The organism is Streptomyces sp. NPDC004539, assembly GCF_040610055.1.
Taxonomy (GTDB): Bacteria; Actinomycetota; Actinomycetes; order Streptomycetales; family Streptomycetaceae; genus Streptomyces.
Map to the genome: position 1 here is coordinate 424,178 of NZ_JBEXLS010000006.1, position 13,683 is coordinate 437,860.

General features: G+C 72.8%; 16 protein-coding genes. 8 read left to right on the forward strand and 8 right to left on the reverse strand.

Translation table 11 applies throughout. The annotated features are described in order from the left end of the window. The first annotated feature begins 47 nt into the window (after positions 1-47). Positions 48-752, forward strand: a complete 705-nt coding sequence (locus ABZX85_RS16075; RefSeq protein WP_355867768.1) for an FCD domain-containing protein — start codon at positions 48-50, stop codon at positions 750-752. 148 nt (positions 753-900) lie between these two features. Here the strand turns inward: ABZX85_RS16075 and ABZX85_RS16080 are convergent, their stop codons facing one another. From ABZX85_RS16080 to ABZX85_RS16095, 4 genes are all read right to left on the reverse strand, one after another. Next, positions 901-1,560 carry an MSMEG_1061 family FMN-dependent PPOX-type flavoprotein gene (locus ABZX85_RS16080; protein WP_355867771.1) on the reverse strand — a complete coding sequence of 220 codons (660 nt, stop codon included), beginning with the start codon at positions 1,558-1,560 and terminating at the stop codon, positions 901-903. Between the two features lie 19 nt (positions 1,561-1,579). Then, positions 1,580-2,035 carry a hypothetical protein gene (locus ABZX85_RS16085; protein ID WP_355867774.1) on the reverse strand — a complete coding sequence of 152 codons (456 nt, stop codon included), beginning with the start codon at positions 2,033-2,035 and terminating at the stop codon, positions 1,580-1,582. A gap of 33 nt (positions 2,036-2,068) precedes the next feature. Further along, a complete protein-coding gene (locus tag ABZX85_RS16090) occupies positions 2,069-3,121 on the reverse strand; it encodes a hypothetical protein (RefSeq protein WP_355867777.1) in 1,053 nt (350 codons plus the stop codon). An 87-nt stretch (positions 3,122-3,208) separates the two neighbouring features. Then, positions 3,209-4,087 carry a sigma-70 family RNA polymerase sigma factor gene (locus tag ABZX85_RS16095; protein WP_355867780.1) on the reverse strand — a complete coding sequence of 293 codons (879 nt, stop codon included), beginning with the start codon at positions 4,085-4,087 and terminating at the stop codon, positions 3,209-3,211. Between the two features lie 136 nt (positions 4,088-4,223). Between ABZX85_RS16095 and ABZX85_RS16100 the strand changes: the two genes are divergently transcribed. Further along, the gene (locus tag ABZX85_RS16100; protein ID WP_355867783.1) at positions 4,224-5,318 is read left to right on the forward strand and encodes an alkene reductase; all 1,095 of its coding nucleotides are present in this window, start codon (positions 4,224-4,226) and stop codon (positions 5,316-5,318) included. Positions 5,319-5,347: 29 nt separating this feature from the next. On the opposite strand, the gene ABZX85_RS16105 is transcribed toward ABZX85_RS16100, so the two are convergent. Next, the gene (locus ABZX85_RS16105; RefSeq protein ID WP_355867786.1) at positions 5,348-5,896 is read right to left on the reverse strand and encodes a VOC family protein; all 549 of its coding nucleotides are present in this window, start codon (positions 5,894-5,896) and stop codon (positions 5,348-5,350) included. A gap of 207 nt (positions 5,897-6,103) precedes the next feature. Here ABZX85_RS16105 and ABZX85_RS16110 point away from each other — a divergent pair, with 207 nt between their 5' ends. The 5 genes from ABZX85_RS16110 (at position 6,104) to ABZX85_RS16130 (ending at position 10,427) form a co-directional block, all read left to right on the forward strand. Beyond that, positions 6,104-6,913 carry an IclR family transcriptional regulator C-terminal domain-containing protein gene (locus ABZX85_RS16110; RefSeq protein WP_355867789.1) on the forward strand — a complete coding sequence of 270 codons (810 nt, stop codon included), beginning with the start codon at positions 6,104-6,106 and terminating at the stop codon, positions 6,911-6,913. A gap of 194 nt (positions 6,914-7,107) precedes the next feature. Continuing rightward, positions 7,108-8,292 (forward strand): CoA transferase, encoded by a 1,185-nt coding sequence (locus ABZX85_RS16115; protein ID WP_355867792.1) that lies wholly within the window; start codon positions 7,108-7,110, stop codon positions 8,290-8,292. Continuing rightward, positions 8,285-9,094 carry a citryl-CoA lyase gene (locus tag ABZX85_RS16120; protein ID WP_355867795.1) on the forward strand — a complete coding sequence of 270 codons (810 nt, stop codon included), beginning with the start codon at positions 8,285-8,287 and terminating at the stop codon, positions 9,092-9,094. The genes ABZX85_RS16115 and ABZX85_RS16120 overlap by 8 nt, the downstream gene beginning before the upstream one ends. Further along, on the forward strand, positions 9,091-9,786 hold the full coding sequence (locus ABZX85_RS16125) for an alpha/beta fold hydrolase (protein WP_355867798.1): 696 nt from the start codon (positions 9,091-9,093) through the stop codon (positions 9,784-9,786). The genes ABZX85_RS16120 and ABZX85_RS16125 overlap by 4 nt, the downstream gene beginning before the upstream one ends. A 50-nt stretch (positions 9,787-9,836) precedes the next feature. After that, a complete protein-coding gene (locus tag ABZX85_RS16130) occupies positions 9,837-10,427 on the forward strand; it encodes a GNAT family protein (RefSeq protein WP_355867800.1) in 591 nt (196 codons plus the stop codon). On the opposite strand, the gene ABZX85_RS16135 is transcribed toward ABZX85_RS16130, so the two are convergent. The 3 genes from ABZX85_RS16135 to ABZX85_RS16145 all read right to left on the reverse strand — a co-directional run bounded on the left by ABZX85_RS16135 (position 10,417) and on the right by ABZX85_RS16145 (position 12,764). Continuing rightward, entirely contained in the window at positions 10,417-10,788 is a 372-nt protein-coding gene (locus ABZX85_RS16135) for a hypothetical protein (RefSeq protein WP_355867803.1), read from the reverse strand. The genes ABZX85_RS16130 and ABZX85_RS16135 overlap by 11 nt on opposite strands. 141 nt (positions 10,789-10,929) lie before the next feature. Then, positions 10,930-11,880 (reverse strand): oxygenase MpaB family protein, encoded by a 951-nt coding sequence (locus ABZX85_RS16140; RefSeq protein ID WP_355867806.1) that lies wholly within the window; start codon positions 11,878-11,880, stop codon positions 10,930-10,932. A 137-nt stretch (positions 11,881-12,017) separates the two neighbouring features. After that, positions 12,018-12,764 (reverse strand): SDR family oxidoreductase, encoded by a 747-nt coding sequence (locus ABZX85_RS16145; protein WP_355867809.1) that lies wholly within the window; start codon positions 12,762-12,764, stop codon positions 12,018-12,020. Positions 12,765-12,981: 217 nt separating this feature from the next. Here ABZX85_RS16145 and ABZX85_RS16150 point away from each other — a divergent pair, with 217 nt between their 5' ends. Further along, entirely contained in the window at positions 12,982-13,647 is a 666-nt protein-coding gene (locus tag ABZX85_RS16150; RefSeq protein WP_355867812.1) for a restriction endonuclease, read from the forward strand. Positions 13,648-13,683: the final 36 nt, after the last annotated feature.

Consider the following 13,683-nt stretch of genomic DNA (forward strand, 5'->3'; position numbering starts at 1 on the left):
GTGTCGTCCTCGGCGCCGGTCCGCCCTCCGCGCTGCGCCCGGTACGGGTGTCGTCGGCGGTCGACGAGGTCGCCGACCGGCTCCTCACCGCGATCGCGGTCGGGGACTTCCTGCCCGGCGAACGGCTCCCCGCCGAACGCGAGCTGACCGGACTGCTGCACGTCAGCCGGCCCACCGTGCGCGAGGCCGTCGGACGCCTCTCGGCCCTCGGGGTCATCGAGGTCCGCCGGGGCCGGGGCGGCGGGGCGTTCGTCCGCGACAGTTGGAGCGAGTCCTCGGGGGACGCGGTGCGGCGTACGCTGCTGCCTCGCTGGGAGGAGTTCGAGCAACTCTTCGACCTGCGCGGCCTCGTGGAGGGCATGGTCGCGGCGACCGCCGCCCGGCGCCGGCGCCCCGAGGACCTCGCACCCATGCGGGACGCCCTCTCCGCCCACCTCTGCGCGGACACGCCCCGCGAGGAACAGGCCGCCGACAGCGCCTTCCACCGCGCCGTCTGCGACGCCACCCACAACCCCCAGATCACCCGCCTCAGCCGCGACCTCCTCACCCGCATCAGCCTCGGCTTCCCCGTCGAACCCTGGGGCAAGGGCGAACGCGGCCACTTCCACCGGGCCGGCGAGGGCCACACCGCCCTCTACGAGGCCATCGCGGCGGGCGAACCGGAACGGGCGGAGGAGATCGCCCGCGAACACTTCATGATCAGCGCGGAGATGATCCGGGGGGTGCTGGCCCGGGTCAGGGGAGAGACGTGAAAGGCGGAGGGGCCGCCCGGGCGTGGGGCGGCCCCTCGGGGACGACGGCTCGGGCGCGGAGCGGGCCCACGGAGGTGGCGGCTCGGGCGTGGGGCGGTCCTTCGGAGGCGGCGGTTCCAGCGCGGGGCGGCCTCACGGAGACGGCGCCTCACTCGTACCGGTACTTCAGCGACTCCTCCTCCGCCCGCTCGATATCGGCGATCGTCAGCTCCGGCATGCGCATCTGGGCGAGCGTCACCTCGGCCGACGTCGGCTGGGCGTCGGCCGGGAGCCAGCCCTCCGGCTTCCACGCCGAGCTGCGCAGCAGGGACTTGGGGCAGTGCGGGTAGACCTCCTCGATCCCCACCACCAGCGCGCTGGCCGGCGGCTTCCCCACGGCCGTGAGCTGGGACAGCAGCTCCGGGCGGGTGGAGACGCAGGCCCGCCCGTTCACCCGGAGGGTCGTGGTGCGCCCCGGAATGATGAACAGCAGCCCCGCCCGCCCGGTGGCGATCACGTTCTGGAGCGTGTCCAGCCGCTTGTTCCCGGTCGCGTCCGGTATCGCGACCGTCCGCTCGTCCAGCACCGCCACGAACCCGGCGGGCCCACCGCGCGGAGAGACGTCGCAGTTGCCCTCGCCGTCCACACTGGCGACCAGGACGAGCGACGCACACCCGATCAACGTCCTGGTCTGCTCGGTGAGTTCGGTCATCTGCTTGCGGACGGCCCCCGCGCCGGGCAGTTCGTAGGTGCGGCGCAGGGTCTCCAGGTCGGGCACGGAGTCGAGGAGGAGGGAGTCGAAGGCGGTACCGGTCAGAGATGACGTCATGCCTTCGACACTAGTCCGATCACATCCCGGCGAGGCGCTGCACCTTGGTGAGTTTGCATGTGAAGTCCGTCGTGACCTGCGCCGTCCCGCCCGCGGTCTCCTTCGCCTGCTGGCCCGCCCCGAGGCTGTGCACGATCGCGGGCCCCTCGGCGAGCCGTGTGCCGCCGCTGTCGACGAACTCCAGCTGGACGAGGTAGGTCGCGGTGTCCGTCCCGTGATTGGTCACGGTGAGGGCGGCGCTGGGCATCCTCGTCGTGGCGTCGACCGAGCAGGTGTCGACCTTCACGTCGTTCGAACCCGAGGTGTTCTGGCCGACGGTGCCGGTGGCGCCGCCGGGAGAAGAGGCCGACATCGGAGTGGGCGTGCTGTCGCCGGAGGCGTCGGAGCCGCCGGAGGAGGAGCAGGCGGTGACGGTGGCCAGGGAGGCGACGGCGAGTATCGCGGCCGTGGTGAGGGTCCTGATTCGGATCGGCAACGGACGTTCTCTTTCTCGGGAAGGGGGGACGGTCTACTTGGCCGAGATCTCGGGCGCGGGCCGCGCACCGGTCAGCAGCGGCCCCAGGTCGAGATGCAGCCAGGCGTCGAACAGCACGTTCACCGCACCGGTCGGCCGCGCGGTGAGCCGTACGACGTGCGAGGAACCGCCGATCACCTCGGCCTCGGGATGCGAGAGCAGCTTCGACCACGGCTCGTTCGACACCATGGACGTCGTCGACCTCACCCGGCCCGGCCACGCCGAGGCGATCGACTCCGCCGCGTCGCCGCTCGCGGTCGTCATGCAGACGACCTCCGTGGCCGCGCCCTTCGCCGGCTGCCGCACGCCGATGCCCATCGGTTCGGGCGCGGTCTTCTCGTCGAGCCCGATCCAGGCCGCCCGCACCTCACCGAGGCAGTCCGCGACCGCGCCGACCGCCTTGTCGTCGGCGAGCGCTCCGGTGCCCTTGAGCGCCCGGTCGACGTCCGCACCGGCGCCCCCGTAGACGATCCGCCGAGGTGAGACGCGTACGACGTTCATCGAGGTGACGATGCCGATCTGGGCGAGCGGATCGGCCGGGTCGATCGCGCGGTCGTCGCGGACCGTCCACGTCGACTCGCCGCCGCCGAGGGGGTGTTCCGCGTACCCGAGCTTCTTGAGCTTCGCGCCGATCGCGGCCGGGTCGAAGGACCCGTACAGGAAGCCGACCTCGTCAGGCGGCTTGCCGACGGAGAGGGCCGTGCGGGCCGCGAACGGGTCGATGCCGGTGAGGTCGGGGAGGAGGGTCGCGGCGGGGGCCAGCTTCGGTTCGCCGTAGCCGAGGAGGGGGTTGCGCTCGGCGGGGGAGCCGCCGCGGAGGGCGGCCACGTCGCCGAACTCGATCCAGGCGCGCGCCGGGTCGCTGCCCCTCACCTCGCGCAACGCGGTGACCAGCGCGGTCGGCGGCTTGTCACCCCCGCCGCCCCCACCGCCACCGTCGTCGCCGTTCGCCGCGCGGTCCGTACCGCAGCCGCTCGCGAGGGCGACGGACAGGAGCGCGCACACGCCACCCGCCCACCGCGCCGTACGGGATCGTCCTGGCCTCACGCGTCTGCCCCCGACTCCACTAGCATGAACTGAGATGTATGAGACTACATCAGTCGTCCATATGGGCTCGATCGGCCCGCGTGGGGATCACCCGTCCAGGACCCCCACGCGCAGCGCCCCCAGCCGCGCCGGGTCCGCGACCACCTCGTACTCCTCGACCCGCCCGCCCGCGACCCGGAACGTCAGCGCGAGCCGCAGCCGACCGCGCGGAGCCACCACCAGCCCCACCGCCCCGTCCACCAGGGCCACCTCCGCGAACCGGGACCGCCGACCGAGGACGGTGATCTCCCGGGCCACCGTCCGCGCGCCCCATACGGTCGTCGCCACCCCCGGCGGCAGCGCCGCCCGGTCGGCGCGCCGGACGACGTCCGGGGCCAGCACGGCGAGCAGCGCCTCCAGATCGCCCCCGCGCGACGCGGCGAGGAACGCGCTCACCACGTGCCGCTGCCGGGCGAGGTCGGCGGCCGGGACCGCGGGAGTGCCCCGGACCTTGTGGCGGGCACGGCTCGCGAGCTTCTTCGTGGTGACCGGCGAACGCTCCACGATGGGCGCGATCTCGTCGAACGGCACGGCGAAGGCGTCGTGCAGGACGAAGGCGACCCGTTCGGCGGGGGCCAGCGTGTCCAGGACGACGAGCAGCGCCCGGCCCACCGACTCGGCGAGCAGCGCCTCGTCCTCGGGGCCGCCCGCCTCACCCCCGGCCCGGTCGGGAACCCGCTGCCCCACCGGCTCCTCGCGCCGCGCCGTACGCGCGCGCAGCATGTCCAGGCACACCCGCGAGACGACCGTACGCAGCCAGGCCGCCAGATTCTCGACGCCGCTGACATCCGTCCGGCGCAGCCGCAGCCAGGTCTCCTGGACGGCGTCCTCCGCCTCGCCGAGCGAGCCGAGCATCCGGTACGCCACCGCGCGCAGCGGGCGGCGGTGGCTCTCGAACCGTTCCGCCAGCAGGTCCTGCTCGTCCATCGGTCACCTTTCCCTGCCGGACTCCGTCACCTTCCTGACGAACGCGACCGGGCCGACGTGACCGGACCGGCCCCCGGCCGTGCCGTGAGCTGCCTCACGCCCCCGCCTCACGCCCGACGACCAGGAGACACCGACCATGCCCGACCAGCCGATCCTGCGCCCCCTCGACCTCGGAGACCTCCGGCTGCCCAACCGGGTGGTGATGGCCCCGGTCACCCGGGCCCGCGCGACCGACGGCGGACTCGTCCCGACCGCACTGCACACCGCCTACTACGCCCAGCGCGCCGGCGCCGGCCTGATCGTCACCGAGGGGACGTGGGTCGGCGAGGACGCCGTCGGCTTCACCGGTGTCCCCGGCATCTTCACCGAGGACCAGGTCACCGGCTGGCGGCGCGTCACCGACGTCGTCCACACCCTCGGCGGACGGATCGTCCTCCAGCTCTGGCACACCGGCGCCGCCTCGCACCCCGACCACCTCGGCGGCCGTACCCCCGCCGGACCCTCCGCGATCGACCCGCGCGAGCAGTCCTTCACCCCCGGCGGCTTCAAACCGACCGTCACACCCCGCGCGATGACCCCGGCCGACATCGCGGCGACCGTCGCCGACTACCGGAGGGCCGCCGAGAACGCCCGCCGCGCGGGCTTCGACGGCGTCGAGATCCAGGCCGTCGGCTCGTTCCTGATCCCGCAGTTCCTCAACCCCCTCCTCAACCACCGCACCGACACGTACGGCACCGACCGGCACCGGCTGCTCCTCGACATCGTCGACGCGGTCGCCGAGGGCGCGGGGTTCCGGGACGGCGGTGTCGTGGGCGTCCGCCTCTCCCCGTACTGGCGCTCGGGCGAGCGGTTCCTCGCGGACGACGACACCCTCGCCGACTTCGACACCCTCGTGGAACGCCTCGACGACCACCCCGTCACCTACCTCCACCTGCGCGGACGCGACCTCACCCCGCCGGACGCGAACGACTTCGCGCGGTACCGCAAACGCTTCCGGGGGCCCCTGATCGTCAACAACGGCTTCGACCTCGCCTCCGCGAACACCGCCGTCACCACCGCGACCGCCGACGCCGTCTCCTTCGGCACCGCCTTCATCTCCAACCCCGACCTCGTCACCCGGTTCGCCCTCGGTCATCCGCTGACCGCCGCCGACCCCGCGACGTACTACACGGGCGGGGCCGCCGGATACGTCGACTACCCCGCCGGGGGGTGGCCGGGCGGGGTCGGGTGACGTGACGGTCCTCGGTGGGGCGGGAGCGGCTAGCGGTACGTGTTGTTGCTGGTGTGCTCCCCGTTCAGCCAGGACGCCAGCTCCGCGCGGGCGGTGCGGCGGCGCTCCGCGTCGGACTCCTCGATGCCGGGCGCGTCGAGGGTGAACTCCAGGAGGAGGCCGTTGGGGTCGCTGGTGTACAGGGAGCGGCAGTAGCCGTGCTCCAGGACGTACGTCTCGTCGGGGCGCCAGCCCGCCTCCTTCAGCCGGCCGGCGATCGCGTCCTGCACCTCCTCGGTGACCTTCAGGGCGATGTGCTGGAACGGCGAGTGCGGCATCTCGGGACCGAACTGCTTCTGGTCCTCGGGGTCGGCGAACTGGAAGAACGCCAGCGCGCTGCCGTCACCGAGGCCGTAGAAGGTGTGGCAGTAGGTGCGGACCGCGCCGAAGAGCTCGTCGGACTCCTTCCAGGTCGCGATCAGCGGCAGGCCGATGACGTCCTCGTAGAAGGCGCGGGTCGCCTCCTGGTCGCGGGTGACGTAGGCGTTGTGGTGCAGGCGCGACGGGAGGGCCGAGGCGTCGGGGGAGGGCTGAGTCATCGTCGACTCTCCTTCGGAAGGTCCCAGTGGTCGCGGACATATGTCCGCTGTACGGTCACTTCTCGTAACCCTGATACGTACGACCCCGGCCGTCAACCCTCCGGAAGGGTCGATTACCCAACCCGCACCGCCCGCTGCGGAGGGTGGACCGGAGTGCGGACAGGCGGCGTAATCTGGACGCCCGTCAGTCGAGGAGAGGCGCAGCAGATGCCGCGTACGGGCACCGGGCCTGATTTCATCGAAGCGCTGGCCCGCGGGCTGGAGGTGATCACCGCCTTCGCCCCGCTCCGGCCGGTCATGTCGCTGTCCGAAGTGGCGACGGCGACCGGCCTCGCCCGCCCGACCGCGCGCCGCATCCTCCTCACCCTGGAGGAACTGGGCTACGTCCGCGCCGACGACCGGGGCTACGCCCTCACCCCCCGCGTCCTCGACCTCGGCATGGCGTACGTCGGCTCCCTCGGCCTCTGGGACGTCGCCCGCCCGCACATGGAACGGCTGGTGGACCGCACCCGCGAGTCCTGCTCGATCGCCCAGCTCGACGGCGGCGACATCGTGTACGTCGCCCGGGTCGCCGTACCGAAGATCGTCACGCTCTCCGTGCAGATCGGCACCCGCTTCCCGGCCCTCCAGACCTCGCTGGGCAAGGTGCTGCTGGCCGCGCTGTCGCCGGCGGCGCTGGAGGGGGCCCTCGCGGAACCCACCCGCTCCGGGCTCACCCCGCTGTGGCGGCCCGCCGCCGAGGAGCGGGACGCCGTGCTGCGCGAGGTGCGGGCGCAGGGGTGGGCGCTGGCCGACGAGGATCTCGCGCTGGGCATCCGCTCGGTCGCGGTGCCGCTGCGGGACGGGGAGGGGCGGGTGGTCGCGGCGGTCAACGTCAACGCGCACGCCGCGGAGACGTCCCTCGCGGAGCTGCGGGAACGGCATCTGCCGCTGCTGCTCCAGACTGCGGGGGACATCAGCGCGGACTTCGCCCGGCTGTCGGGGGTTCCTCGGGCGGTGGTGGGCGTGCAGGGGTGAGGCTCCGGCGGGGTCTCGCCCTGAAGCTCCCGGCGGGGCACGGCCCGGGGTTGTCGGCAGGTCTCGGCCTGGGATTGTCGGCGGGTGCTCGCCCCGGTTCCTCTCCCGGCAGGGTCTCGCCCTGAAGGGGCCCGGCGTGCCACAATCCGAAGTCAGCGGACAAGTGTCCGCTGTGCGGTCGGAGGGATGGTTCCATGGAGATGTCCACACCGTCGGGCCCGAGCGGCGGCCCGCTGTCCGGGCTGCTGGTCGCCGACTTCTCCCGGGTGCTGGCGGGCCCGTACGCGACCATGCTGCTCGCCGACCTCGGCGCCGAGGTCGTCAAGGTCGAGGCGCCCGCCGGGGACGAGACCCGCAGCTGGATGCCGCCGACCAGGGGCGGCACGTCCACGTACTACCTCGGCATCAACCGGGGCAAGCGCTCCCTCGCCCTCGACCTGCGCACCGACGACGACGCCGAGGCCGCCCGCGAACTCGCCCGGCGGGCGGACGTCATGATCGAGAACTTCAAGCCGGGCACCCTCGCGAAGTACGGCCTCGACTTCGACGCCGTCAGCGCCGCAAACCCCGGCGTCGTCTACGCCTCGATCACCGGCTTCGGCCCCGGCGCGGGCTCCCACGTCCCCGGGTACGACCTGATGGTCCAGGCGATCTCCGGCCTCATGAGCCTCACCGGCGACCCCGAGGGCGAGCCCTTCCGCGCCGGGATCTCCGTCTTCGACGTGATGGCCGGCAACCACGCGGCCATCGGCATCCTCGCCGCGCTGCGCCACCGCGACGCCACCGGCGCCGGCCAGCACGTCGAGGTCAACCTCCTCTCCTCGGCCCTGTCCGGCCTGGTCAACCACAGCTCCGCGTACGTCGCCGGCGGCACCGTGCCCTACCGGATGGGCAACGCGCACCCCAGCGTCTTCCCGTACGAGCCGTTCCCCACCGCCGACCGCGACCTCATCGTCGCCGCCGCCAACGACGGCCAGTTCCGGCGCCTGTGCGAGGTCCTCGGCATCCCGGAGACCGCCGGCGACCCCCGCTTCGCCCACAACAAGGACCGCACCGCCCGCCGCGAGGAACTCCGCCCCCTGCTGGTCGAGCGGCTCGCCACGCGCGGCGCCACCGAGTGGTTCGAGGCGCTCGTCGCCGCCGGGGTGCCGGCCGCGCCCATCAACACCATCGACGGGGGGTTCGCGATGGCCGAGCGGTTCGGGCTCGATCCGGTCGTCGAGGTGGGGGAGGGGGCGCGGGCCGTCCCCATGGCACGGCACCCCATCACCTTCTCCACGACACCGGCCCGCTACGAGCTGCCGCCGCCGGAGCTGGACGAGCACGGGCCGGAGCTGCGGAAGTGGCTGGCGGCGACGGGGGAGAACGGCCGTGACTGAGGAGAAACCCACCTACCCCACCGCCCTCGGCGCCTCCTCCCGCACCGCGATCACCCTCCTCGGGGACGACCTCGCCGAGGACATCATGGGCACCGTCGGCTTCGGGGAACTCGCCTACCGTCTCGCCACCCAGCGCCGCCCCACCCCCGGGCAGGTCCGGGTCTTCGAGGCGGTCCTCGCCGCCCTCGCCGACCACGGCTTCACCCCGACCGCGATCGTCACCCGCCTCACCTACCTCTCCGCCCCGGACTCCATCCAAGGCGCCCTCGCGGCGGGGCTGCTGGGCGGCGGCTCACGCTTCCTCGGCGTCACCGAGGACACCGGGACCTTCCTCCACGAGATCCTGGAACGCCACCAGGGCCCGCTCCCGGAGAGCGAGCCGGAGTGGGACGCGCTCGCCCTGGAGACCGTGCGGGCCCAGAGGGCGGCCGGGCGTTTCGTCCCCGGGCTCGGCCATCACGTCCACAAGGACGGCGACCCCCGTACCCCCCGCCTCATGCGGATCGCGCAGGAGGAAGGGCAGTTCGGCCCCCACCTCTCCCTCTTCGCCGCGATCGGCCGCACCCACCCCCAAGTCCTCGGCAAGACCCTCCCGTTGAACGGCGCCGGAGTCTGCGGAGCCGCCCTCGCCGACCTCGACCTGCCCATCCCCCTCCTGCGCGGCTTCGCCCTCCTGGCCCGCACCGCCGGGCTGATCGGCCAGCTCGCCGAGGAGATGCGCCACCCCGTGGCCAACGACATCTTCCTCTCCGTCGACCTCAACAACCGCCCCGTCGACCCCGACCCCTGGACCCCCCGGTGACCCCGCCCCCCACCGTCCTCCTCGTCCACGGCGCCCACCACGGCGCCTGGTGCTGGGAGGAGGTCGTCGACCGCCTCCGTACGACGTCCCTGCGCACCCGGGCGATCGACCTCCCCCTGACCTCCTACGCGGACGACACGGAGGCGGTCCGCGCCGCCGTCCGCGAAACGGCGCTCCTGGGTCCGGTACTCCTGGTCGCCCACAGCTACGCCGGCCTCCCCGTCTCCGCCGCCGGCCACGCCGCCGACCGCCTCGTCTACGTCGCCGCCCGCATGCCCCTCCCCGACGAATCCCCGGCCTCCCTCACCCCCCACTGGAACGCCCCCGCCTTCCACGACGTGGTGAAGGAGTCACCCGACGGAACCCTGACCCTGCTCCCGGCCGCCCGCGACATCCTCTACTCCACCACCCCCGCCCCCTACGCGGACCGGGCAGCGGCCCGCTGGCGCCCGATGCGCAGCCGCGTCCCCACCACCCCCCTCCGCGACCCCGCCTGGCTCTCCGTCCCCAGCGCCTACCTCATCTGCGCCCAGGACCGCACCGTCCGCCCCGAATCCCAGCGCACCTGCGCAACCCACGCCTGCACCCACCTCGAACTCCCCTGCGACCACTCCCCGTTCTACTCCGCCCCGGACGAACTGGCCGCTTTCCTCAGGGAACAGGCGTCACTGACCGCACGCTCACACTCGTGACCCACTGCCCGAAGCGGCTCCGGAACGAACAGACTGCCTAGGATTCCCGGATGGCAGTCACCAGTTACCTTCTGGAAGGCCCCAGGGCCGCCGTCCGCCGCGTCCGCCGCCAGGACTTCGACGAGATCGCGGTGCTGGCCGAGGAGAGCGCCGAGATGCTGCGCCGCTGGCTGGGCGCCCGCGAGTACACGCTGGAAGGGTTCGAGCACTACCTTCAGCGCATCGAGCGGCCCACCCACGAGGGCTTCGTGATCTGCCTGCGTGACACCGGCGCGATCGTCGGCGGCGTCAACATCAACAACATCACCAGGGGCGCGCTCCAGAGCGGAACCCTCGGCTACACCGCCTACGCCTCCACGACCGGCCGGGGCTACATGACCGAGGGGCTGGGGCTCGTCGTCCGGTATGCCTTCGGGGCGCTGGAACTGCACCGGCTGGAGGCGAACATCCAACCGGACAACGTCTCTTCGCTGAACCTCGTCAAGCGGCTGGGTTTCCGGCGGGAGGGCTACTCGGCCAGCTTTCAGTATGTCAACGGCGGCTGGAGGGATCACGAGAGGTGGGCCGTCGTCGCGGGCCTGGACGTGGGGGACCCCCGGGAGGGTGGGGCTCCCGGGGGTGTGGGGCGAACTACGGGGTGACGATCACCGAGTTGTACGGGGTGAGGTCGACGTCCCACGCGGCGCCCTGGTAGAAGGTCCAGTCGCAGTCGGTGCCGTTGGAGTTCTTGCAGAGGATGAACTTCCAGCCGTCCGTCTGGTTGTTGTAGACGGTGTGGACGCCGAGCTGGTTGTAGAGCCGGTGGGTTCCGCGGGACCAGTACTGGTTGGTGACGCCGCCACTGAAGTTGGGCCCGCCGTAGATGCAGGCGGCGCCGGACGGACAGCCGAGGTCGTCCGCCGAAGCCGACGCCGGCGACGCCGTCAGGACGCCCGCGCCGAGCGCCAGCAGCCCCGCCGCCGTCAGTGCCGCGGCCTTGCCACGGATAGACGTACGCGTCATGGTTTCCTCCCGTTTTTGCTGAACTGCCCGTGTGTGACGGGCTTGTCGCCAGCATGAATCGGACATCGGGTGGAGTCCAAGGTCCCGCCCGACGATTAAAGGAGGCTCGAATCGAGGGCTCTGCCGTCACTGCGGACGCGCTCAGGCCCGCTCGTCCTCGGCAGCCGCAGAACGCCGGTGTCCTGTTCTCTCCGCCGATTCCCCGAGCCCCGCCAGCCGTTCCCGCGCAGCCGCCTGGATCTGGGACGGGCCGAGGCCCCACTCGATCACGCGGCCGACGGCTGTCGCCGAGGGGCGGTCCCAGGCGGTACGGACGAACGCGGGCCGGTGGATGGCGAGTTCGGCACGGGCCCAGTCGGGGAGGAGCCCGACGGAGGCGTTGGTGAGCCGGCGCACGGCCAGCCGCTCCCGGCGGGTGCGGCCGAAACGCCGGAGGAAGAGGACGGAGTCCGACGCGGCCCGGGTGGCGTGGAGTTCGGGGCGGAGACGGTCCAGGTAGTCGGCCACCTCCAGGCTCGTACGAGGAACGTCCCGCGCCCCCAACGCCTCGGCCACGGGAGCGACTTGACGGTAGTAGGCGTCACATTCCGCAGACGTCAGCCGCTGCGCCCGGGGCGCGTACGTCTGATGCCCGGCGAGGAAGCAGCGCACCTCGGCGGTGTGCACCCAGGTGAGCAGGCCGGGGTCGTCCGCGCGGTAGGGCCGGCCGTCGGGGGCGGTGCCGCGCACCTTCGTGTGGATGCGCCGGACGAGGCCGACGACCTCGCGGGAGGCGGCCGAGGAGCCGAACGTGGTCGTGGTGACGAACAGTACGATGCCGTTGAGCCGGCCGACCGGATCGGCGCGGAAGTCGGAGTGCTGGTCGACCCCCGCCATGGCCAGCGGATGCAGTGACTGGAGCATCAGCGCGGCGAACCCGCCCGTGAGCATCCCGGTGGCATGCCCGTGCACCCGCCACACCGGGTCCCCCGGAGCGATCCCGAACAGCCCCGGATCACCGGCGGGACCCGCGTACCGCTCCAGCCTGAGATCCCCGCCGTGCACGGTCGCCGTGAGTTCCGCCGCGATCCGGTCCCGTACTCCCACCAGCACCTCCGTGTCCCTCAGCCGAGCGTACCCACCCGCCCCGCGAGCACGGCCGGTCCGGGTCAGTGCGACGGCCCGAACCCGGCCCGCGCCCGCGCCACCGATGGGGCGGCCGGGATCAGATGCTCGTCGCTTTCACCCCGTCACTTCCGCGAGGCGGCCCAATCGGCGAACGCGACCTCACCGACCAGCGCGTCCGGCCCCGGCAGCAGCGTGTTCTCCCCCAACTCCGTGCCGAAGTACCGGGCGTGCGGGTCCGTGACGACCGTACGGGGGTCGTTCCTCGCCGCGAGCGCCTCGCGGATCAGCTCGTCCAGCGGGTACGCGTCCGGCCCGGCGATCTCGACGAGCCCGTTCAGGGGCGCGCCGGCGGCCGTGCGGGCGACGGCCGCCGCGACGTCGTCCGAGGCGACCGGCTGGATCTTCGCCGGGGACAGCCGGACGGTGTCACCGTCGGTCGCCTCGGCGGCGATCGCCGGCACGAACTCGAAGAACTGCGTGGCGTGGACGATCGAGTACGGCGTCCCGGACCCCGCGATCAGCTCCTCCTGCGCCTGCTTGGCCCGGAAGTAGCCGCTCTCCTGGAGCCGCTCGGTGCCGACCACCGACAGCGCGACATGGTGGGTGACACCGGCCTCCGCCTCCGCCTTGAGGAGGTTGCCGGTGGAGGTACGGAAGAACTCCAGCACCGCCCGGTCCTCGAACGAGGGCGAGTTGGACACGTCGACCACGACCCGCGCGCCCTCCAGCACCTCCGCGAGCCCCTCGCCGGTGAGCGTGTCGACACCGGTGCTCGGCGCGGCGGCGACGGCCTCGTGCCCGTGCTCACCCAGCAGAGTGACGACCTTCGAGCCGATCAGCCCGGTTCCACCGATCACTACGACCTTCATGACGGATTCCTTTCGGAGAGGTTGCCGCGGTTCGCGGCCCGCACCAGAAGAGACCAGGCGGCGGGCCGATGTGTGACACCTCCCCCTGCTGGGCGTGTCCCGACTCGCCGGTGGCGCGTGCGTGGCCGTGGCCGAGAAGACGCTCTTGGCGCCGGCGCCCCGCACTTCCACACTGACGGGCGGACCAGGGTGGACCAGCGCGAACGGGGCGGGCACGATGGCGAAACGGCGTTCGAAGAAGGCACGGCGCAGGGACACACGGCTCGCCGCCGGCGCGCTCGCCGTCTGCCTCTTCCTCGTGTGGCAGTTCCCGTGGGTGTCCCTGGGGCTCGCCGGCACCGCCGCGGCCGGCACCGGCGGGTGGTACCTGTGGCGCGCGCACCGGCGGGAACGCCTGGGCGACCTCGCCTGGCGGGGCCGGGAGCGGCGGATCGCCCTGGAGCGGTCCATGGCCGCCGTCGACGCGATGACCTGGCAGGACTTCGAGCGCTACGTCGCCGAACTCTGCCGGCGCGACGGCTGCACCGGCGTCCGCGTGGTCGGCGGCGCCGGTGATCTCGCCGCCGACGTCGTCGCCCGTCTCCCCGACGGCCGGCGCCTCGTCGTCCAGGTCAAGCACTACGCGGCCCACCGCAAGGTACCCAGCGGGGACATGCAGAAGTTCGTCGGCATGGCTTTCGCCGAACACCACGCGGACGTCGCCCTGTTCGTCGCGACCTGCGAGTACAGCGCCCATGCCCGGGACCTCGCCCTCAAGCACGACATCGTCGCCCTCAACCGCGACCTGTTCGGCTCCTGGAACAACGGGGCGCCCCTGTCGTCCATGCTCTCCCTCGGCGGGACGGGCGGCGGACGGAAGCGGCGGCAGCGGGGCGCGGCATAGGGGCGGACCCGATGTCAGTGGCGGCACGTACGGTCG